The organism is Dactylosporangium sp. CS-033363 (assembly GCF_050942475.1).
Taxonomy (GTDB): Bacteria; Actinomycetota; Actinomycetes; order Mycobacteriales; family Micromonosporaceae; genus Dactylosporangium.
Genome location: NZ_CP192032.1, coordinates 3,392,659 through 3,411,840, shown reverse-complemented (window position 1 = coordinate 3,411,840; position 19,182 = coordinate 3,392,659). Strand labels below are relative to the sequence as shown.

The following is a 19,182-nucleotide window of genomic DNA, read 5'->3' as shown; positions in this document are numbered from 1 at the left end:
TGGCAGACGTGGTCCCTTGTGATCCGGGCCACGCACGCCGGGCACTTTTTCGCCGGGCCTCGTCAGGAACCCGACTCCCCCGCCCCCACGCTCTCCGGCCGCCTCGGGCCGCCGGTCCACGCGGCGTCGCGGGCGGGGTCGCTGAAGGCGACATGCCCCGGGCGCTGCTTGGCCCGGTACATCGCCTCGTCCGCCAGCCGCACCAGCCGCTCCGGATCCGTCGCCGCCTCGTCCGGCGATTCGACCACCGTGACGCCGATCGCCGTCGTCACCGAGACCGTGTCGCCCGAGGACAGCAGCGCCGGTTCGGCCACCGATTCCAAAATCCGCTCCAGTACCGCCGGAATCCGCGCCGCCGAGCCGATGTCCTCCAGCAGCACCACGAACTCGTCGCCGCCGACCCGGGCCGCGAAGTCCGAGCCGCGCACGGTGGCGGTCAGGCGGTGCGCGACCGCGACGAGCAGTTCGTCGCCGGCGGCGTGGCCGTATCGGTCGTTCACCGGCTTGAAGCCGTTCAGGTCCAGGAACAGCACCGCCATCGGACCGCCGCCGCGGTGGACCCGGCCGGCGGCGTCGTGGATGCGGTTCATCAGGCGGCGGCGGTTGGCCAGGCCGGTCAGCGCGTCGTGCGAGGCCGCGTGCTCCTGCCGGCGCTGCTCGGTGACGTCGCGGTTGACGTACACGAAGCCGGTGCGCGCGCCGTCCGGGCCGGTGAGCGTCGAGACGGACGACAGCACGGTCAGCGGGGCGCCGTCGAAGCGGCGTTCGCGCAGTTCGCCGTCCCAGCGGCCGAGCGACTCCAGGTCGTCGAGGACCTGGCGGGGGCCGGTCCCGGTCGAGGTGGCCAGCAGCGCGAAGAGGTCGCAGCCGACGGCGTCGCCGGCCGGGTAGCCGTACAGGCGCTCCGCCCCGGCGTTCCACGACACGATCACGTTGTCGGGCGTGCACGAGATGACGGCGTCCGAGATGGCATCGAGGAGCTGGCTCTGCCGCTGGGCGTCGTCCAGCAGGCTCAGCGCCGCCTCGAGGGCGCGGCCGTGCTCCAGCGCCGCCGACGCGACGGACGCCAAGGCCTGCACGAATTCGTCGTCTTCCGCGGTCAAGGCGCCATCGACGCGCACGGCACCGATCGCCCGGCCGTGCACCACGAGCGGAGCGCCACCCTCGGCATCCGGGTCCAGGGTGACGGCCACCGCGCGGTTCGGCAGTTCGTCGTTGAGCGCTTTCGTGAGGTACCGGAGCATGCGCACTTCATCGGGTGCGGCATCGAGCAGCCGCGCACCGACGGCTGCGACCACACCGAACCGGGACACGAACCCCTATCGGCCGGACACCGCCCAAGATGAACCAATGTAAGCTGGCGCCATCATGGCGCCACGAAGGGACGGCGGATGCGCACGTTCGACACGCCAGGTCCGGTCGCGGTGAAAGTGGTGCTCGACACCGGACGCGTGCGGGTGGTCGCGACCGAGCGCTCCGCGAGCACCGTCGCCGTCCTGCCCGCCGGGACGAGCTCGTCCGCGGTGGCCGCCGCCGAGCAGACCACGGTCGAGCACGCCGCCGGAACGCTGACGGTGAAGGCGCCGCACCGGATGTTCCTGCGCCCGGGCGGCGGGATCGACGTGCACCTGGAAGTGCCCGTCGGCTCCAGCCTGGAGGTGCAGACGGTGCGCGCCGACATTCGCACGGAGGGGCGGATGGGCGACTGCCGCTTCGGTACCGTCTCCGGCCCGATCCAACTCGAGCACGTCGGCGCCCTGCACGTTTCGACGTCCGGTTCCGACGTCATCGCCGGCCGCGTCGACGGCAGGGCCGAGGTCTCGGGCGCCACCGCCAGCGTCCGGCTGCAGGAGTGCGCGGCCGACGTCGAGGTCGCCACGGCCAACGGCGGCATCACGGTCGTCCGCGCGGCGGGCAGCGTGAGCGCGAAAACGGCCAACGGCTCGATCCGCGTGAGCGAACTGTCCCGCGGCAAGGCCAACCTGAGCACCGCGCGCGGCTCGATCGAAGTGGGCATCGCCGCCGGCACCGCCGCCCACATCGACGCTCACTCGACGCTGGGCAGTGTGCACAACCTGCTCGAAGTGCGCACCGGCCCGGAGGGTTTCGCCGAGCGGGTGCGCGTGTTCGCCCGCACCTGGTACGGCCAGATCACCATCCAGCGCGCGATGCCCTGACAACCCGACCCTTCGCACCGACTCGCTGCGCGCCCTGTCCATCGCGCGCCGCTCTACCGGGCGTGGCATTCATCCCCCGAGTTCCACTTGCGTCGGCGGACCGGCGAGTCGGGCGGCCGCCGAGGCGCGGTGCGATCCGTCGACGCGTCCACCTTGCGGACTCATCTCCAGCCGCGCGTCGGGGAGTTTCCGCTGCCACCAGGTCGCATGGCGTGACCAGGCCAAGCGGCGGGCCGAAGCGCGGCGCCGTTCCTCGGCCCCGGCCAGGTCAGGCGGCGGCCAGGGCGCGGAGGCGCTCCTCGGCGCGGTCGGGGATCTCGGGGCTCAGCTCCCCCAGGACGCCGTTCGTCCAGCGCAGCGCGGACAGGTACGCGGCCACGATCGCGCCCGGTTCGCCGTGGTCGTTGTCCGGGTCGGGATCGGTGTAGGCGCGCGCGGCGAACAGAATCGCGCCCAACGGACCGTCCCCCGCGCGCAGTGCGGCGCGCAACTGCGGGCTCAGCGGCAGCCCGGCCACCACCTCCTCGACCGGCGCGCCGAAGTGGTCGGCGACGGCGGAGAGCAGGCCGCCCAGGTACGCGGCGTCGGACTGCCCCTCGGCCCCCGCGAACTCGGACGAGTCGACCAGCAGCTGACACAGCCGGGCCCGGACCAGCATGCGCGCGAGTTGCTCGTGGTTGGCGGTCGTCAGGTCCGAAACGAGCATCAGCGTGACCCACTGGCGCAGCCGGTTGAGCCCCATGGCGACGATCGCCTCGCGCACCGACGACACCGTGCGCGTCAGACCGAACGTGGCCGCGTTCGTCGCGCGCAGCACGCGCATCGACAGGCCGGCATCCTGCGACACGAGCGCCACGACCTCATCCATGTCGACATCGTCGGCCGTGAGCGCGGCGAGCACGCGCAACCGCGCAAGCCGCCCCGGCGTGAGCGCCATGGTGGTGTCCACATGCGGCCGCCCGAGAATGTGCCCCTGGAACAGATCGAACCCGAGCTCGAAGGCGAGCCGCAGCGACTCGGCGCTTTCGAGCCGGACAGCGACGAGCTGCAGATGTGGGTACCGCCGGCAGACCTCCACACACGCCCGCACCCCGGCCTCGTCGACCCCCAGCATGTCGATCTTCACGTAGCTGACCAGCGGCAGCAGCACCTCCCGGGGCCCGCCGCACACGAACCGGTCGATGGCGAGCGTGAACCCGCGCTCGGACAGCACCGTCAGCCCGGCCTTGAGATCGTCCCCGACCTCGACGCTGGAGAGCACCTCGAGGACGGCCTGGCTGTAGTCGAACGGCAGCGGCAGCGTGCCGGTGAGGAACGCCTCGGTGACGTTGAGGAAGCACACCTTGCCCCCGGTCAGCTCGTCCAGCCCGAACTCGGTGAACGCCGCGACGAGCACCCGCGCGGTGGCGTGGTCGTCCGCGCGCCCCGCCGTGGACGCGTCCATGCCGGCCCGGAACAGCAGCTCGTACGCGACGACGGCGCCCTCCCGGTCGTAGATCGGCTGCCGCCCGACGTGCGCCGTCGAAACCTCACTGGTGCCCAGTTCCTCCACGGGTTCGATTCTCTGCCGCCGACGCCGACAATGCGGCGAAAACCGACAAATCGCCACCGCGGTCCGCCCCATGCCGGTGGCCCGGGCATCCGACCGAACCGGAGCGGGCCACCGGCGGGTCCGGTCCCGTCACCGGGCATCGAAGCGGTCGGACTCGGTGCGGGCCGCCGTGCCGGGGTCAGGGGGCTGACCGGACTCCACTGCTGGCGCGTTCCATCCCGTTCCATCGGATGGCGGTGCCGATCAACAGGAGCACCGAACCGAGCAGCACGGCGAGCCCGCCCATCCTCGCCTGCCCCGCGACGTCGCCGCCGGTCACGGGCAGGAAGGCGTCGTCCGGCCGAGCGCGGACGACCGAGCCGCCCGAATCCGCCCGCAGGCCCGTGCCGCCCGAATCCGCCCGCAGGCCCGTGCCGCCCGAATCCGCCCGCAGGCCCGTGCCGCCCGAATCCGCCCGCAGGCCCGTGCCGCCCGAATCCGCCCGCAGGCCCGTGCCGCCCGAATCCGCCCGCAGGCCCGTGCCGCCCGAATCCGCCCGCAGGCCCGTGCCCTCCGAATCTGCCCGCTGGCCGGTGCCGTCCAAGGCTGCCTGCACGATCGCGCCCGGAACGGCCGGCAGAATCGTGCTCCCGGGCGACGGGCCGGCCGCATTGCGCGCCCACACCACGACCGCGTACTGCACGCCGTTGCCCAGTCCCCGAACCGAACCCGTCAACCGGTCCCCCGCGACCGCCGTGGTCAGCGGCTGCCACGTCTGGGTGCCGTCCAGGCTGACCTCATAGCTGGAGATCGGCTCGGTACCCGGATCGAGCGGTGCGCGAAACGACACCTCCAGTGCCCGATCACGCGGCGCCACGCGGAGGTCCCGCGGCGCGCTCGGGGTGGCCGGCCCGATGCGATGCACGCCGTCGGGCGCGGCGACGAAGACCGTGCCTGCCGCATTGGCCACAGCCGAGCGTCCGGAGGTGCGCGAACCACGCAACGTGAGCATGCCGTCCGGCGCGATCGCGGCGACGGTACCGGCGGCCGCGTCGGCAACGTACAGCACATCGTGCTCGTCCGTGCTCAAATGCGCAGCCGGACCGAGCCGGGAGTCGAGCGCGCGGCCAGGGACCGGACGACCGCAGCCGCGACCGGCGTACGTGCTGCGCTCACCCGATGGCGCAATGCGCGCGATGGTGCAGTCCGGCCCCGAAACGAACAGGTTCCCGAGCGAATCGACGGCAACACCGCGCCCGGCGACCTCAGCATCCGAGCCGCGACCGTCCGAACCGGCCGACCCTGAACCGGCCGACCCTGAACCGGCCGAGCCCGAAGTGACCACAACGCTCAACGCGCCGGCCGGCGTAACGCGCAGGATTGACCCGGCATCAGCGATGTAGAGGTTGCCGTCCCGGTCGGCGGCGAGCCCGGCCGGGGCGGTCAGCGGCGACGCGAGCGCAAGGCCAGGAACAGCAGCGCCCGCCGAACCGTTGCCGGCCACGATCCGCAGGCGCCCGTCCGGCGTGATCCTCGCGACACGGTGACGAGCGTCGCTGACGTACACCGTGCCGTCCCCGCCGACCGCCACCCCCTCCGGCCGATCCAGCCCCGCCGCGGCCCCGCCGGCCACCTCGGTCACGTCGCCGCCCGGCGCGATGCGGACCACGCGATCGCCCGTCGGATCGGCCCCGACCAGGGAACCGTCGGCTTCGGCGGCGAGTTGGGCCAGCTTCGCGGTACCGGCGAAACGGCTGAAAGCATCGGGTCTCACGGCGGCAACAGCCGGAGCGGCGAGCAGCGTGGCGAGCAGGGGCAGGACGAGCGCGGCGGCGAGGCGCGGGTACCACACGTCAGGAAAAACGCGCAAATGGGGCAAAAGTTACCGCCGGCCGCATACAAAGCGCAACGCAGAAGTTGTACCGTCCGGCAGGTGCACTGGATCAGCCGCTTCTACGACGCGCACTGGCAGGTCACGGCCGGGCAGTCGATCAGCTATCGGGAGATCGTCGGCAACGCCTTCGGGCTGGCTTCGGCGCTTTTCGGGCTGCGCCGCAGCGTGTGGGCCTGGCCGGTCGGGATCGTCGGCAACGTGCTGCTGTTCACCGTCTTCGTCGGGCAGGCGGCGGGCACCGAAGCGCCGACCACGCCGTTGTACGGCCAAGCCTCCCGCCAGGTCTTCTTCGTCCTCACCAGCGTGTACGGCTGGTGGCGCTGGCGCCAGACGCGCAACGCCGAGGGCGGACCGGCCGTCCACCCGCGCTGGGCGAGCACATTCGAGCGCCTTTCGCTCATCGCGGGCTCACTCGCGCTCGTGATCGTGTGCTTCTACGTGTTCCGAGCGGTCGGCGCCGGCTTCCCGGTCCCGTGGTGGTACTACCTCGCCGACTCCTGGATCTTCGTCGGCTCGATCGCCGCGACGTACGCGATGGCCCGCGGCTGGGTCGACTTCTGGCTGTGCTGGATCGCCGTCGACCTGGTCGGCGTGCCGGAACTGCTGCATTTCCGGTACTACCCGTCCGCGGTCCTCTACGCCGTGTACGCCGGCTTCGTGGTCTGGGGCTTCGTCGTCTGGCTGCGCATCTCCCGCCGGGAACGGCTCCAGCGCCGGTCGATGGGACCGGCGCTGAACCCCGCCTGACGAACCGGTTCGGGACGGCCGCCAGGACGAACCCGCCGGCCCGGCTGGTCGCTGCAGCCGGGCCGACGGGCAGCACCACATCAGCTCGTCGGGAAGTTGTCCGTCGTGCGGATGCGGTTGCGCAGGTACGTGCCCGACTCACTGAGCGAGTTCGGGTTGGTGTACGAACCGGCCGAGCACGTGCCCGGCTTGAACGCGGCGCTGCTCTCGTTCGCGTCCGAGTACGTCCAGTTCGCGTAGCTGATCTTGTTCTGGTCGAGCAGGTCCAGCCACGCGCCGGTGCTGGCCAGGTCGACCGTGCCGCCGCCGGTGTACGTGACGCTGCCGAACTCGGTCACGAACAGCGGGAGCGAACGCGCGGCGCGGGCCACGACGTTGCGGTAGTCGTCCTTGTGCGACGCGGCGTAGAAGTGGAACGTGTACATGATGTTCGCCGCGTTTACGGGATTGTTCACGATCTCGGACTCGTTCGAGCCGTCCGAAACGCCCAGCGACGACCAGCCGCGGGTGCCCACGATGACCACCGCGTCGGGGTCGGCCGCCCGGATGATCGGGATGACCGTCTCGGCGTAGCTCTTGATGCCCTGCCACGAAACGCCGTTGGGCTCGTTGGCGATCTCGTAGATGACGTTCTTCTTGTTCGCGTTGCGCTGCGCGACGCTGGCGAAGAAGGTCTTGGCCCGGTCGATGTTGTAGTTCGGGTCACCGGGGGTCAGGGTGTGGAAGTCGATGATCGCGTACATGCCGCGCGCCTCGGCCATGTCCACATAGTTGTTCACCTGCGCGGTGAAGCCGGCCGGGTTGGTCTCGTACCCCTGCTCCTGCACGTACATCGCGATGCGCAGCAGGTCGGCCTTCCAGTCGTTCGCGAGCGCGTCCAGCGAGGCGTTGTTCAGGCACGACGAGAACCACTGGATGCCGTGGCTGCTCATGCCGCGCAGCTGGATCGCCTTGTTGTACTGGTTGCACAAATTGACACCGCAAACGTGCAACTGGCCGTTGATGGCCAGCGGCGTGGTGCCCTGCGGCGGCGGGCTGCTCGGGCTGGGGCTCGTGCTCGGCGACTTCGACGGGCTCGGGCTGGTGCTCGGCGACTTCGACGGCGTGGGCGACTGCGTCGTCGGCGTCGGCGTGCTCACGGAGCCGGTGCAGGCCATCCCGTTGAGGGTGAACGACGCCGGGTTCGGGTTCGACCCGGTCCACGTGCCGTTGAAGCCGATGTTCGTCGATGCGTTGGTCGCCAGGTTGCCGTTGTAGTCCAGGTTCTTGGCGGTGACGGCCGAGCCGCTCTGCGCGTACGTCGCGGACCAGCCCTGGCCGACCTTCTGCCCGGCGTCGGGGAATGTCCATCCGAGCGTCCAGTTGCTGATCGGATCGCCGAGGTTGGTGATCGCGATGTTCCCGGTGAAGCCGCCGGGCCACTGGTTGGTCGTGTACGTGACGCGACAGCCGGCAGCGGCGGAAGCGTTGACCATCGGCGCCAGGATCAGGCCGCCGGCCACGAGGGCGCCGGCAACCCCGGCCACCCCCAGGGTGCGGCCGCGCGGCAGGCGTTTGAGCAGGCTCATGACGATGTTCCTCCGGGGTGCAGGTGTCGCCGGGCGGCGGGCTCGCCCGGGGATGGAGATCGTCACGTGTGTTTGCTGCACTGCTCAAATGCAAGAACCGCGCATCTTGTACCGCACGTGCTCTGACCAGCGCTTTCATCGCGCACAAAGACTGAAATATTCACCTCGAAGCGCTTCGACACATCTGTACCGTTTCACCCCGGTCGTTGCCTCCGCCGCGCCGGCGGGGAGCGGTCAGGAGCGCGCCGGGGCTGAGGAACGTGCCAATCTCGTTCGGCCCCGAACGCTTGAGCTGCGGCGGGGAGCCGTTGCCGGAATGCGGTGGCCGAACGGCGATGCAATGCCGGGTGCTCGCCTGCGCACAATGGCGCCGTGCCCGATCCCGAACTCGCCGCGCTGCGCGATGCGATCCGCCGGCGCGGTCCGGCCGATGTGCGCGGTGCGGCCGCGGTCATCGAGGAGTACCTCGGCGCCATCCTGCGCGACGCGGGCGCCCCCGGCAGCGACGCGGCGCGGCGGTGGGCCCGCGACCGGCTCAAGCTGTTCATGGTGGTCAGCTGGGGCAACTGGTTCGGCGTGCTGGAACGGCTGCCGCAGGAGTACCCGGCCCTGCGCGACGAGTGGCGCGACCTGCTCGCCGACCCGGCGCAGTACGGGCCCGAGCACCTCGTGGCCTGGTGGTGGAGTCTGCAACCGGCCATGTTCCAGCCGCTCGTCGCCACGCAACTGCGCGAAATGGGCGCGCCGCTGCGCGACGGGGTGGCGAACATCCTCAAGGACGGCGGCGACTTCGACGGCCGCCTCGTCGACTGGGCCGCGTTCGGCGCGACCTGAGCACTTGCGGTGGTGTCCGCTCGTTACCCGAAGGCGCGGGCGGCGATCGGGCCGGGCACGAGCGGTTCGCTCGCTACCCGAACGCGCGGGCGGCGATCGAGTCGAGCACAGGCGGTTCGCTCGCTACCCGAGGGCGCGGGCGGCGATCGGGTCGGGCACAGGCGGTACCAGAGACAAATCGAAGGCGTATCGGAGCAGTCCGTCCTCGTAGGAGGGGCTCTGCTCCGGGCCGGCGAGGGCGCGGATCAGGCCGTTGCTCGCCTTGTTCGCACCGGACACGTCGGCCTGGATGGTGCGCACCCCGGCCGCGATCATCCGGTGCACGAGTGCGCGAATGAGCATCGTGGCCAGGCCGGTGCGCTGCCATGGGTCGGCGACGAGCACGGCCAGGTCGGCGGCGGGTGAGGCGGCGGGCAGGCGACCGTACTCGGCCCAGCCGCACAACTCGCCGCCCTCGACGGCCACCTGGGCGTCCCATTCCGGACGGGCGCCGGCCGCGATGTGGCGCAGGTAGAAGGCGGGCAGGCGGCCGCCGCTGCCGACGAGGAAGCGGCGGTCGATGCTGCGCGGGGACAGGTTCCGCTGGGCGGCCTCGACCAGGTGCTCGTCGCCCGTTTGCCATGGCCGGATGAGCATGACCTGAGTCTAAGACTCGAACCCAGGGGTTGTGACCGTGTACGTGACCGGACCCACACGGAGCAACCCGTCGTCGAGCGGGGTGCAGCGGACGCCGCCGCGGTTGCGCAGGGCGCGCCAGGCGCCGGGGGCGATCATGACGTCCATCCAGGCGCAGGGGTTCGCGCGGCGTTTGACCGCCAGTCGTACCGGGCCGTCGCCGGAGTCCAGCGTCAGGACCTGCCCCACCAGGTCGTCCACGGGGATGCCCGCCACCAGGATGTTGCGCCGCACCTGGGCCAGGCCGGCGCCCGGCGGCAGCGACTCCTGGGCGATGACGGTGACGCTGGCGTCGCGGTGGGCGGGCCTGGCGTAGTACCGGTCGCCGATGATCCCCAGGCCCTTGCGCAGCTCGACGCGGTCGACCAGCTCGCCGGGCGGGGCCGGGGCCGGTCCGTCCTGCGGGCGCCCGCCGAGCCGGTGCACGGGCGAGCGCAAAAGCTCCACTATCGAGATCATCGGGACGATTCAACACCGTCCGGCCATACCCCGGTCGTCTGGCCGTCGCGTGTTTGGGGTACAACCCCTGATCATGTTTGCCGTCGTGCTGTCGGTCCTCGCCGCTGCCATGTTCGCCACCTCGGCGGCCATGCAACAGCGCGCGGCCCGCCGGGCTGCTCCCGATGTGCACGATCGGGCACTGCCGGTGCGCGTGTTTCTGCTCGTACGGCGGCTGGTGAAGGACCGTTGGTGGCTGACGGGCTGGATTCTCAACGTGTTCGCGTTCGCGGCGCATGCTGTCGCTTTGCACGTCGGGTCGCTCACCGTGGTGCAGGCGTTGCTCGTTTCGCAGCTGCTGTTCGCGATGCTCACGATCCGGCGGCCACCCGCGCGGGCCTGGCTGGGCACGGCGGCGGTGTGCACGGGGCTGGCACTGCTCGTGATCGCCCGGCCGTCGGCGCCGCACACGCTCAACCGCGGGGACGCCGGGCCGGCGGTGCTCGTCGCGGCCGGGGTGATGGTGCTGTTCATCGGGGTCGCGCACGTGCTGCCGAGCAAGACTGAGGCGAAGCTGCGCGGTGCGCTCGCCGGCGTCGCGGCCGGGGTGTGCACCTGCCTGACGGCGGTGTTCGTGGTGCTCGTGACGGACACCCTCGCGCGGGACGGCGTGTGGGGACTGGCGAGCGACTGGGCGACGATCGGCGTGATCGCCTCGACGACCGCGAGCGGGCTGCTGACCCAGGACGCGTTCGCGGCGGGCTCGCTGCCGACGGCGCTGACCGCGATCAGCATCGCCGACCCCCTCGCGAGCGCGGTGTTCGACGCGACCGTGTTCCACGCCGGGTGGCGCGGGGTGCTGTGGTGGCCGTGGAGCCCGATCGTGGTGATCGCCCTGCTCATCGCGGGCGTGGCGCTGCTGGCCGCCGCCCGCGTGCAGGACCGGACCCCGGTGCCGGTCGGCTAGCCCACCTTGGCGCGGCCAGTGGCGGTGGCGAACACGTCCAGCAGCCCGTCGACGGTCGCCGACCACGGGAACTGCTCCCCCACCGCCCGGGCGTCCGCGCGCCGCAGCGCCGGAGGCACGGCCAGCAGCGACTCGACCCCGTCGGCCAGGCCCGAAGGCGTGCCGTCCGTGACCCGCCCCGACTCCGGCCGCAGGATCAGCTCCCCCGCCGCGCCCTCCGACGGCACCACGACCGGCACCCCGCACGCCATCGACTCGAGCGTGGCCAGCCCGAACGTCTCCGCCGGCGACGGGGACAGCGACACGTCCGCCGAGGCCACCAGCTCCGCAAGCCGGTTCCGCTCCGCGACGTGGCCCAGGAACCGGACCGGCAGGTCGCCCGCGAGCTTCCGCAGCCGCTTCTGCAGCGGGCCGGTACCGATGACGTCAAGCGTTGCCGGAACCCCCCGCCGGCGCAGCTCGCGCAGGGCCTCGATGGAGAGCTCCGGATGCTTCTCCGTGGAAAGGCGCGTGACGGTGACCAGGCGCACCGCCGAGGTGTCCATGAAGGTGCCGGGACGGAAGGTGTCCAGATCGACACCGAGCGGTACACGATGAATCTTCGAAGCCCCGAAGACCTCGAACTCGGCGGCCGAGAACGCCGAGGCCAGCACGATGTGGTCGACCAGGCGGTGCAGGCGGCGGTTGGCGGCGGTGGCGGCCGAGTCGAGCGGGAACCAGCGCGGCACCCGGGTGCGCAGGATGGCGTTGATGCGCTCATGTGAAACCAGAATGAGCGGCACGCCGCGCTTTCGCGCCCAGGGGGCCAGCCAGCTGATGCTCAGTTTGTCGTTCGCTTCGAGCACATCCGGCTCGACCCGATCGAGCAGATCGCACACCCGGCGGCGGGCGGTGAGCACGCGATAGCCGCCGGTGCCGGGCAGGAGCGGGCTGCGCACGGTGAGGTGGCGCCCGTCGGGCAGCGTGATGTCGCGATCCTCGGTGCCGGGGACCAGCGTGACGCGCTCGTGACCGGCCGCGATGTACCCGCGCCCGGTCTGCTCCACGCACGTGCGCAGGCCGCCGGAGACCGGCGTGTAGAAGTTCGCGAGCTGGACGATCCTCACGACGCCGCCGCGTCGAGGACGGCGCCGTAGGTGGTGGCGCGGGCCCCGGCCTTCAGCGCGCCCTCGATCGCCCGCAGCGTGTCGTCGCGCAGGCCGGGGCGGTGCAGGTCGTCGGGGTGCAGCGCGACGCGCACCAGGCCGCGGCGGCGGGTGGCCCAGGCCGCGCCCGCGCGCAGGACGGCCGAGCCGAGCCGCTCGCCGGTGCCGCCCGGACGGTGCGAGAGCGCGAAGCCGCGGCGGGCCCGGGTGAACCGCGGACCGCGCAGGTCCTTCACCCCGAAATGATCCGTCGTGTACCGGAAGCCGGCCCCCGCCAGCGCCCGTTCCGCGGCCGGCGAGGCCAGCCAGCCGGGCGGGGTGAAGCCGGTCGTACTGAGCCCGAGGCGATCCATCACCGCCTTCGCCTCGCCGAGCCGCCCGGCCGCCTCGCGCTCGTCCAGCGCGGCGAACTCGGCGGCGCCCCGGGCGACGGCCCGGCCGACGGCGCGGCGCACGGCCCGCCCCTCCGGCCCGGCCTGGTGGCACCAGCCGTGCAGCACCAGCTCGTCGCCGTGCGTCGCACGTTCGCGCAGCACCTCGGCGTAGTCGCCGTGCTCGCCGAGCGACATCCCGCGCCAGGGGCCGGGGATCACCAGCAGCGACACGGGGATGCCGAGCGCGTCGGCGTCGGCGCACCAGCGCGCGGTCTCGTCGGCGGTCGCCGGCGCCACATCGTGGACGCTGACCACCATCAACGGTTCCACAGTTGTCATATGGGCCCATCACACCAGGTCAAGGCGGCGTGCCGCGCCGAGTCGGGGTACCTGTCGCCGGACGTTAGCACGGACCGCACAACGCCTTCAGACCCCGAGCGTCCGCCACCGGACAATGCGGCGCACGTCACGATCACATCGATGAACATGCTCCCACATCGGGGTGAACCAGACATGTACACCCGGGGTTTTGGCAAGTATTGACAGTTGTCATATGGACAGCGACCCTAATCAATATGCGCCGCCGCCTACTCGCGCTCCTCCTCGTCCTCGCCACCGTCCCGCTCGCCGCCGCCACGGTGTTCGCGGGGTCCGCCGAGGCCGCCATCGCCAGCCGGCCGATCCGGGTCATGCCGCTCGGCGACTCCATCACGTGGGGCGCGGGCAGCGCCACCACCTCCAGCTATCGCGCCGCGCTGTACAACCGCCTGGTCACCCAGGCGGGGTACGGCATCGACTTCGTCGGCTCCCAGCAGTCCGGCGCCCTGCCCGACACGGACAACGAGGGCCACTCCGGCTGGCGCATCGACGAGATCGCCGCGCAGATCGACGGCTGGCTGGCCACCTACCAGCCCGACGTCGTGCTGCTGCACATCGGCACCAACGACATGAACCAGAACTACCAGGTGGGTACCGCACCCCAGCGCCTCGCCGCGCTCGTCGACAAGATCCTCGCCGACCGGCCGGCCGCTCAGGTGCTCGTCGCGAAAATCGTCCCCGCGCTCGATGCGAACATCCAAGCGCGCATCAACACGTTCAACGCGGCCATCCCCGGCGTCCTTTCGGGCAAGGCGCGCACCCGGATCGTCGACCTGAGCGGCCTCTCGAGCAGCGACCTGAACGACACGCTGCACCCGAACGACACCGGCTATGCGCGCATGGCCGTCCGCTGGTACCAGGCGCTCGAACCCGTCCTCGGCGACGGCCGCGACTGGCCGCTGTTCGGCACCGCGTTCGAGCCGTCCGGCACCGCCCCGACCTGGACCGACAGCGCGGGCGCGGCGATCGGCGTCGGCGGGTACTGCTGCGCGCTCACCGCCGCCGAATCCTCCCCGCGGGCCGAGGTCGCGCACAGCGGCACGAGCGCGCTGCTGTACTCCGGCTCCGACAACTCCACCACGCAGTCGTACTCCTACCAGCGCATCTACGCCGCCGACGTGCCACTTGTCGCGAGCAGCGTACTGTCGTACTGGATCTACCCGCAGCAGGCCACCGGCACCTTCGTCGGCGTCGACCTGCAGTTCACCGACGGCTCGGCGCTGCGCGACTCCGGCGCGGTCGACCAGTTCGGCGTGCGCGCCCACCCGCAGTTCCAGGGCGAGGGCGGCCGGCTCGTGGTCGGCCAGTGGAACCTCGTGCGGGTGAACCTCGGCGGGCTCGCCGGGCGGACGGTGTCCCGCATCGATGTCGGCTTCGACCGCCCGACCGGCACCGGCCCGTTCCGCGGCTATGTCGACGACATCGCGATCGCCGACGAGGGTGCCGCCTACCCGGGCGTCAACCTGGCCCTCGGCGCGCCCGTCAGCGGCTCGGCCCCGTGCGTCGCGGCCGAATCGCCGGCCAAGGTCACCGACGGCGTCGTCACAGGCAACAGCAAATTCTGCTCCGGTACCGCCAGTGCCTCCCTCCAGATCGACCTCGGCGCGACGAGGACGGTGCGGCGCTTCGTGGTCCGGCACGCGGCGGCCGGAGGTGAGCAGCTCGCGTACAACACGCGCGCCTTCACGATCGCCACGAGCACCGACGGCGCGACCTGGAGCACCGCGGCCACCGTCAGCGCCAACGCCGACGGCGTGACGACACACGCGATCGCCGCGCGCAGTGTGCGCTATGTGCGCCTCAGCGTCACCACCCCGAACCAGGTCGATGGCGCAACGCGCATCTACGAGCTCGAAGTGAACGGAGCCTGAGCATGCGCCGTGCCCTGATCGCGCGCACCGCGCATGCACGCGTCCGAAGCGAACAACACCCGAGCATCCGCCGCGCACTGCTCGCCGTCGTCCTCGTTGGAGTGTCCATGGTGGACGGCACACCCGCGCATGCGGCGGTCTCCCGGCCGGCGCTCACCTTCAGCGACGCGGGCGCCCAGGCCACCCTGGGCGCCGCGTACACCAAGGCGCTCACGAACCTGCTCGACACGAACACGGTCGCCTACGACCCGGCCGTGTACAACCAGTCCGGGCTGCTCACCAACCCGCCGGGCACGTTCGTGCGGGCCGGCGGCGCGTACCCGCAGCCGTGGACCCGCGACGCCTCGGTCAACTCGTGGAACGCGGCCAGCCTGCTCTCCCCCGAGGCCGCGCGCAACACGCTGTGGTCGGTCGTGCGCCGCCAGACGAACGGACAGCTGCAGGTGGTGCAGGACGACCAGTGGTGGGACCAGGTCGTCTGGCTCACCGCCGCGTGGAACCACTATCTGGTCACCGGCGACCGCGCGTTCCTGAGCGATGCGTACCAAACCGCGCAGAACACGCTCAACACGCGCCGCGCGGCGAACTACAACGCCACGTACGGACTGTTCCAGGGCCCGTCCTTCTTCAACGACGGCATCGCCGGCTACCCCGCCCCGCCGGCCGACGCGACCGAGAGCCACGGCAGCTTCGTGCTCAGCTACCCGACCGCCGGCGACCTGGCCCTGTCCACGAACGCCCTCTACTACAACGCCTACCGCAGCGCCGCCCGCATGGCCGAGGCGCTGGGCCAGTCCCCCACCGCCCTCGACAGCGCCGCCGAAACGCTCAAGGGCAACATCAACCGGTACTTCTGGATCGCCGCCAAGGGCACCTACGGCTATCTGATCCACAATGGACAACTCGACCAGTCCGAGGAGGGCACCGGCCAGTCGTTCGCGGTGCTGTTCGGGATCGCGAGCGCCGACCAGGCCCGCCTGGTGATGCAGAACAGCCACATCCAGCCGTATGGCATCGTCGACGTCTGGCCCCACTTCGCCCGCTACAGCGACACGAAACCGGGCCGGCACAACGTCTCCGTGTGGCCGATGATCCAGGGGTACTGGGCCGAGGCCGCCGCCCGCGCCGGCGACCCCGCGCGGTTCGCCGCCGAGACCCTGACCCTGGCCTCGCTGGCCAACACCTCGGGCGGCTTCTACGAGATCTACAACTTCCGCTCCGGCGCTCCGGACGGCGGCTGGCAGACCGGCTCCCACTGGGGACCGCTGGCCGACCAGACCTGGTCCGCGACCGCCTACCTGCGGATGATCTACAGTGGACTGTTCGGCCTGCAGTTCACCACCGCGGGCCTGGCCTTCCGCCCGACCCTGCCGCCGGGCTGGGGCGACGTCCGGCTCACGGGCCTGCGCTACCGCGGCGCGGTCCTGGACCTGGCCCTGCACGGCGCCGGCACGGTCATCACGGACGTGAGACTCGACGGCACGTCGACCACGGCCCGCTCGGTCCCGGCCACGCTGACCGGCTCGCACACCCTGGACATCACGCTGTCCAGCGGCGCGCCGGGCCCGGTGCGCGGCTACGCCAACCTGTGCCTGGACGTCAACAACGCGGGCACCGCGAACGGCACGCCGATCCAGCTGTGGGGCTGCAACGGTACGAACGCGCAGCAGTGGACGGTCGCGGCCGGCGGCACACTGCGCGTGCTGGGCAAGTGCCTGGACGTGAGCAACGGCGGCACGGCGAACGGCACCCTCGTCCAGCTGTGGGACTGCAACAACACCGGCGCGCAGGTGTGGGTGCCACGCGCGGACGGCTCGCTGCGCAACCCGCAGTCGGGCCGCTGCCTGGACGACCCGAACGCCTCGACCTCGTGGGGCACCCGCCTGCAGCTCTACGACTGCAACGCCACCGCCGCCCAACGCTGGTTCCTGCCGGCCTGACAACCGTCACGTGAGGTGGAGCGCCGCCACCGGGAGCATGCCGGGCTTGGTGGTGGCGCTCGTGTCGGGGCGGTACACGTTGACGACCACGTTGTCGCGGTCCAGGTCGCCGGTCGCGGTGAACGTGACCGCGCCCTGGGACAGGAAGAACGGCCCGTCGGCCAGGAACGCCTGCACGGCGGCGCGGTCCCGGGCGCCGTCGGCGATGGCGTTGAGCAGCAGCGTAGCCGCATCGAAGGCGAGCGAGGCGCGGCGGCCCGGCTCCTCCTTGAACTCGGCCCGGAACGCCGCCGCGAAGGTCGAGTCGAGCGGCTCGCCGCAGCCGCAGGTCGCGAACGTGTTGGCGCCCGCCGGGCCGGCCACGGCGGCGTACTCGGGGTCCAGCAGCGCCTCGCCGCCGACGAGCGGGCCGGCGAACCCGCCCGCCCGCAGGGCCTTGGCGAAGACGGCCGCCTCCCCCGCGAAGCCGGTGAAGTACACGGACTGGGACCCCAGCGAGCGGATCCGGTCCACGACCGCGGTCCAGCTCTCCGGCGCCACCCCGACCTCGGCCGTCGCCACGACCTGCACGTCGGTGCTGCGCTGGAGCCGCTCGGCGATCCGCTTGTCGTTGTCGAAGCCGTGCCGCACCACGAAGACCTTCGGCGCCTTGAGCCGGTCCTTCAGGAGCGAGGCGGCGGCATCGGCGACGTCCAGGTCCGTCGGGTACAGCCGGTGGAACGTCCTGACCCCGAACGTCGCGGCGATCGGGTCGCCGACCGAGGGGGTGATGAACGGCAGCCCCGCCTCGTCGAACCAGAACCCGGCCTGGCCCACGTCGGCATTGCGCAGCGGCCCGACGACGCCGAGCACGTCCCGCCCGAACTGGTTCAGCGCCGCGGTCACGTCCGACGGGGCGGCGTGCTTGGTGTCGGCCTCGACCAGCCGGACATAGCACCGCGAAGAGCTCTTCCGGTTGTACTCCTTGACGGCCAACTGCACCGCCTGCCGCACATGGAACGCGTCCGGCCCGAGCTCGGCCGCGCCCAGGAACCCGATCGCCGGACAGCTCGCCGCCGCGGTCGACTCGACCACCCGCGCCGGCGGCACACCGGCGCCTGAGTCGTCGTCCCCGCCGCCGCTGTTCCGCGCGACCGCACAGCAGATGAGCGCCACGGCGATCACCGCCGCGACGATCACCCACACCGCCGTCCCGCCCTTGGCCTTACCACCGGGCTGAACCTTGATCACCGGCACGACCGGCGGCGGCCCCGACGGCGGCCCAGCGCCATGCCGAGACTGCCCCGCGCCACTCCGGGACTGCGCCGCACCAGTTCGAGACTGCGCCCCGCCACTCCGGGACTGCCCCGCGCCACCCCGAGACTGCGCCGCCTTCTGCTGCGGGCCGCCCTTCTTCTGCGTCGAGGTCCGCGCAGGCCGCACCGACGCCGCCGCTGGAGCCTTCGACGTCGGCGTGGACAACGACGTCGGCGCGGGCAAAGACGCGGGCGTGGACAACGACGAAGGCGTGGACAACGACGACGGCGCGGGCAAAGACGCGGGCGTGGACAACGACGAAGGCGTGGACAACGACGACGGCGTGGACAACGAGGCCCCGGCGGGCGGCGCGACAGGCGGCTCCACCGGCGAGGCAGGCGACGGAATCTCGAACGGCTTCAGCTCCGGAAACGCCTCCTTGCCGAACGACTCCGGCAGCCGGCCATCGGGCATCTCCATCCCGCCAAGATAGAGGCCCCCACCAAACGGCCAGCTCGCCCACCCGCAGCCCGCCCCGCCATCGACCGAGCCGCACGCCGAATAATCCCCAAATGCGTGTGCTGATCCCGGTCCTGACGTGCCTGCTCCTGGCCGCCTGCGGCACCCCGGCACCCACGGCAACCCCGCCGCCGCCGACCCAGAGCGCCCCCGAAAAACCGGCACAAGGCGAAAGCCCGAAACCAAGCGAACCCCCGAAGCAACAACTCCCGGCCGGGTTCGTCGACCTGTCCGATGTGGACGCGAGCATCCTGTCGGACATCCGGTACGCCACCCCGCACAACTTCGTCGGCCGCCCGGTAACCGGCTACCTGCGCCCCCGCTGCCTGCTCACCAGCCAGGCGGCCGAGGCCCTCCACCGGGTCCAGCAGCAAGCACAACAGCGCGGCTACAGCCTCAAGGTGTACGACTGCTATCGCCCCCAGCGCGCCGTGGACGACTTCGTCGCCTGGTCCAAGAACGCCGACCAGCGCATGAAGCCCGAGTTCTACCCGGACGAGGACAAGGACGCGCTCTTCGACGACGGCTACATCGGCGGCCCCACCGCCCACAGCCGCGGCAGCACCATGGACCTGACCATCGTCGCGCTCCCCGCCCGCACGCAGCCCGAGTGGCGCCAGGGCGACCCGCTCGAGGCGTGCACCGCCGCACAACGATTCCCGGACAACACCGTCGACATGGGCACCGGCTTCGACTGCTTCGACCCGCTCGCCCACACCGCCGCGACCGGCATCAACGAGCAGGAGCGCGCCAACCGCGACCTGCTGACCGGGCTCATGGCGGCCGGCGGGTTCACGAACTACCCCAAGGAGTGGTGGCACTACACCCTCACCAAGGAGCCGTTCCCCGACACGTACTACGATTTCCCGGTCGAATAACCCACGCATC

General features: G+C 71.7%; 17 protein-coding genes. 8 read left to right on the top strand and 9 right to left on the bottom strand.

All coding sequences use genetic code 11. The features are described 5' to 3' along the window. Positions 1 to 62: 62 nt before the first annotated feature. Positions 63 to 1,244: a diguanylate cyclase domain-containing protein gene (locus ACQPZ4_RS15830; RefSeq protein WP_433061051.1), complete on the bottom strand. Its 1,182-nt coding sequence runs from the start codon at positions 1,242 to 1,244 to the stop codon at positions 63 to 65. 147 nt (positions 1,245 to 1,391) lie between these two features. Here ACQPZ4_RS15830 and ACQPZ4_RS15825 point away from each other — a divergent pair, with 147 nt between their 5' ends. Then, positions 1,392 to 2,177, top strand: a complete 786-nt coding sequence (locus ACQPZ4_RS15825; RefSeq protein ID WP_433061048.1) for a DUF4097 family beta strand repeat-containing protein — start codon at positions 1,392 to 1,394, stop codon at positions 2,175 to 2,177. A gap of 268 nt (positions 2,178 to 2,445) precedes the next feature. Here ACQPZ4_RS15825 and ACQPZ4_RS15820 read toward each other — a convergent pair whose 3' ends face one another. Both ACQPZ4_RS15820 and ACQPZ4_RS15815 read right to left on the bottom strand, forming a co-directional pair. Then, on the bottom strand, positions 2,446 to 3,729 hold the full coding sequence (locus ACQPZ4_RS15820) for an EAL and HDOD domain-containing protein (RefSeq protein WP_433061046.1): 1,284 nt from the start codon (positions 3,727 to 3,729) through the stop codon (positions 2,446 to 2,448). Positions 3,730 to 3,907: 178 nt separating this feature from the next. After that, the gene (locus tag ACQPZ4_RS15815; protein WP_433061043.1) at positions 3,908 to 5,560 is read right to left on the bottom strand and encodes a fibronectin type III domain-containing protein; all 1,653 of its coding nucleotides are present in this window, start codon (positions 5,558 to 5,560) and stop codon (positions 3,908 to 3,910) included. 81 nt (positions 5,561 to 5,641) lie between these two features. Between ACQPZ4_RS15815 and ACQPZ4_RS15810 the strand changes: the two genes are divergently transcribed. Then, positions 5,642 to 6,349 (top strand): nicotinamide mononucleotide transporter family protein, encoded by a 708-nt coding sequence (locus tag ACQPZ4_RS15810; RefSeq protein ID WP_433061040.1) that lies wholly within the window; start codon positions 5,642 to 5,644, stop codon positions 6,347 to 6,349. 80 nt (positions 6,350 to 6,429) lie between these two features. Here the strand turns inward: ACQPZ4_RS15810 and ACQPZ4_RS15805 are convergent, their stop codons facing one another. After that, positions 6,430 to 7,917 (bottom strand): cellulase family glycosylhydrolase, encoded by a 1,488-nt coding sequence (locus ACQPZ4_RS15805; protein ID WP_433061038.1) that lies wholly within the window; start codon positions 7,915 to 7,917, stop codon positions 6,430 to 6,432. Between the two features lie 372 nt (positions 7,918 to 8,289). Here ACQPZ4_RS15805 and ACQPZ4_RS15800 point away from each other — a divergent pair, with 372 nt between their 5' ends. Continuing rightward, on the top strand, positions 8,290 to 8,751 hold the full coding sequence (locus ACQPZ4_RS15800; protein WP_433061036.1) for a hypothetical protein: 462 nt from the start codon (positions 8,290 to 8,292) through the stop codon (positions 8,749 to 8,751). Between the two features lie 123 nt (positions 8,752 to 8,874). On the opposite strand, the gene ACQPZ4_RS15795 is transcribed toward ACQPZ4_RS15800, so the two are convergent. Next, complete coding sequence (locus ACQPZ4_RS15795; RefSeq protein WP_433061034.1) at positions 8,875 to 9,387, bottom strand: N-acetyltransferase family protein; 513 nt, start codon at positions 9,385 to 9,387, stop codon at positions 8,875 to 8,877. Positions 9,388 to 9,396: 9 nt separating this feature from the next. Next, entirely contained in the window at positions 9,397 to 9,885 is a 489-nt protein-coding gene (locus ACQPZ4_RS15790) for a molybdenum cofactor biosysynthesis protein (protein ID WP_433061031.1), read from the bottom strand. A gap of 73 nt (positions 9,886 to 9,958) precedes the next feature. Here ACQPZ4_RS15790 and ACQPZ4_RS15785 point away from each other — a divergent pair, with 73 nt between their 5' ends. Further along, positions 9,959 to 10,831: a DMT family transporter gene (locus ACQPZ4_RS15785; RefSeq protein WP_433061029.1), complete on the top strand. Its 873-nt coding sequence runs from the start codon at positions 9,959 to 9,961 to the stop codon at positions 10,829 to 10,831. Here ACQPZ4_RS15785 and ACQPZ4_RS15780 read toward each other — a convergent pair. Together ACQPZ4_RS15780 and ACQPZ4_RS15775 are read right to left on the bottom strand one after the other, a co-directional pair. After that, positions 10,828 to 11,937, bottom strand: a complete 1,110-nt coding sequence (locus ACQPZ4_RS15780; RefSeq protein ID WP_433061027.1) for a glycosyltransferase — start codon at positions 11,935 to 11,937, stop codon at positions 10,828 to 10,830. The two genes, ACQPZ4_RS15785 and ACQPZ4_RS15780, sit on opposite strands and share 4 nt — an antisense overlap. Then, positions 11,934 to 12,689 carry a DUF2334 domain-containing protein gene (locus ACQPZ4_RS15775; RefSeq protein ID WP_433061025.1) on the bottom strand — a complete coding sequence of 252 codons (756 nt, stop codon included), beginning with the start codon at positions 12,687 to 12,689 and terminating at the stop codon, positions 11,934 to 11,936. The genes ACQPZ4_RS15780 and ACQPZ4_RS15775 overlap by 4 nt, the downstream gene beginning before the upstream one ends. Positions 12,690 to 12,925: 236 nt before the next feature. On the opposite strand from ACQPZ4_RS15775, the gene ACQPZ4_RS15770 reads away from it, so the two are divergent. Then, positions 12,926 to 14,599: a GDSL-type esterase/lipase family protein gene (locus tag ACQPZ4_RS15770; protein ID WP_433061023.1), complete on the top strand. Its 1,674-nt coding sequence runs from the start codon at positions 12,926 to 12,928 to the stop codon at positions 14,597 to 14,599. Between the two features lie 2 nt (positions 14,600 to 14,601). After that, entirely contained in the window at positions 14,602 to 16,539 is a 1,938-nt protein-coding gene (locus tag ACQPZ4_RS15765; RefSeq protein ID WP_433061020.1) for a ricin-type beta-trefoil lectin domain protein, read from the top strand. Between the two features lie 6 nt (positions 16,540 to 16,545). Here ACQPZ4_RS15765 and ACQPZ4_RS15760 read toward each other — a convergent pair whose 3' ends face one another. Then, the gene (locus ACQPZ4_RS15760; protein ID WP_433061017.1) at positions 16,546 to 17,769 is read right to left on the bottom strand and encodes a branched-chain amino acid ABC transporter substrate-binding protein; all 1,224 of its coding nucleotides are present in this window, start codon (positions 17,767 to 17,769) and stop codon (positions 16,546 to 16,548) included. Between the two features lie 223 nt (positions 17,770 to 17,992). On the opposite strand from ACQPZ4_RS15760, the gene ACQPZ4_RS15755 reads away from it, so the two are divergent. Both ACQPZ4_RS15755 and ACQPZ4_RS15750 read left to right on the top strand, forming a co-directional pair. Continuing rightward, positions 17,993 to 18,268 carry a hypothetical protein gene (locus tag ACQPZ4_RS15755; protein ID WP_433061014.1) on the top strand — a complete coding sequence of 92 codons (276 nt, stop codon included), beginning with the start codon at positions 17,993 to 17,995 and terminating at the stop codon, positions 18,266 to 18,268. A gap of 79 nt (positions 18,269 to 18,347) precedes the next feature. After that, entirely contained in the window at positions 18,348 to 19,172 is an 825-nt protein-coding gene (locus ACQPZ4_RS15750) for a M15 family metallopeptidase (protein ID WP_433061012.1), read from the top strand. Positions 19,173 to 19,182 lie beyond the last annotated feature (10 nt).

Excerpts from the sequence above, each read along its gene's own strand:
- ACQPZ4_RS15750 (WP_433061012.1), top strand. The coding sequence starts at position 18,348 with ATGCGTGTGCTGATCCCGGTCCTGACGTGCCTGCTCCTGGCCGCCTGC.
- ACQPZ4_RS15770 (WP_433061023.1), top strand. The coding sequence starts at position 12,926 with ATGCGCCGCCGCCTACTCGCGCTCCTCCTCGTCCTCGCCACCGTCCCG.
- ACQPZ4_RS15790 (WP_433061031.1), bottom strand. The coding sequence starts at position 9,885 with ATGATCTCGATAGTGGAGCTTTTGCGCTCGCCCGTGCACCGGCTCGGC.
- ACQPZ4_RS15775 (WP_433061025.1), bottom strand. The coding sequence starts at position 12,689 with ATGACAACTGTGGAACCGTTGATGGTGGTCAGCGTCCACGATGTGGCG.
- ACQPZ4_RS15830 (WP_433061051.1), bottom strand. The coding sequence starts at position 1,244 with ATGCTCCGGTACCTCACGAAAGCGCTCAACGACGAACTGCCGAACCGC.
- ACQPZ4_RS15805 (WP_433061038.1), bottom strand. The coding sequence starts at position 7,917 with ATGAGCCTGCTCAAACGCCTGCCGCGCGGCCGCACCCTGGGGGTGGCC.
- ACQPZ4_RS15825 (WP_433061048.1), top strand. The coding sequence starts at position 1,392 with ATGCGCACGTTCGACACGCCAGGTCCGGTCGCGGTGAAAGTGGTGCTC.
- ACQPZ4_RS15795 (WP_433061034.1), bottom strand. The coding sequence starts at position 9,387 with ATGCTCATCCGGCCATGGCAAACGGGCGACGAGCACCTGGTCGAGGCC.
- ACQPZ4_RS15785 (WP_433061029.1), top strand. The coding sequence starts at position 9,959 with ATGTTTGCCGTCGTGCTGTCGGTCCTCGCCGCTGCCATGTTCGCCACC.
- ACQPZ4_RS15765 (WP_433061020.1), top strand. The coding sequence starts at position 14,602 with ATGCGCCGTGCCCTGATCGCGCGCACCGCGCATGCACGCGTCCGAAGC.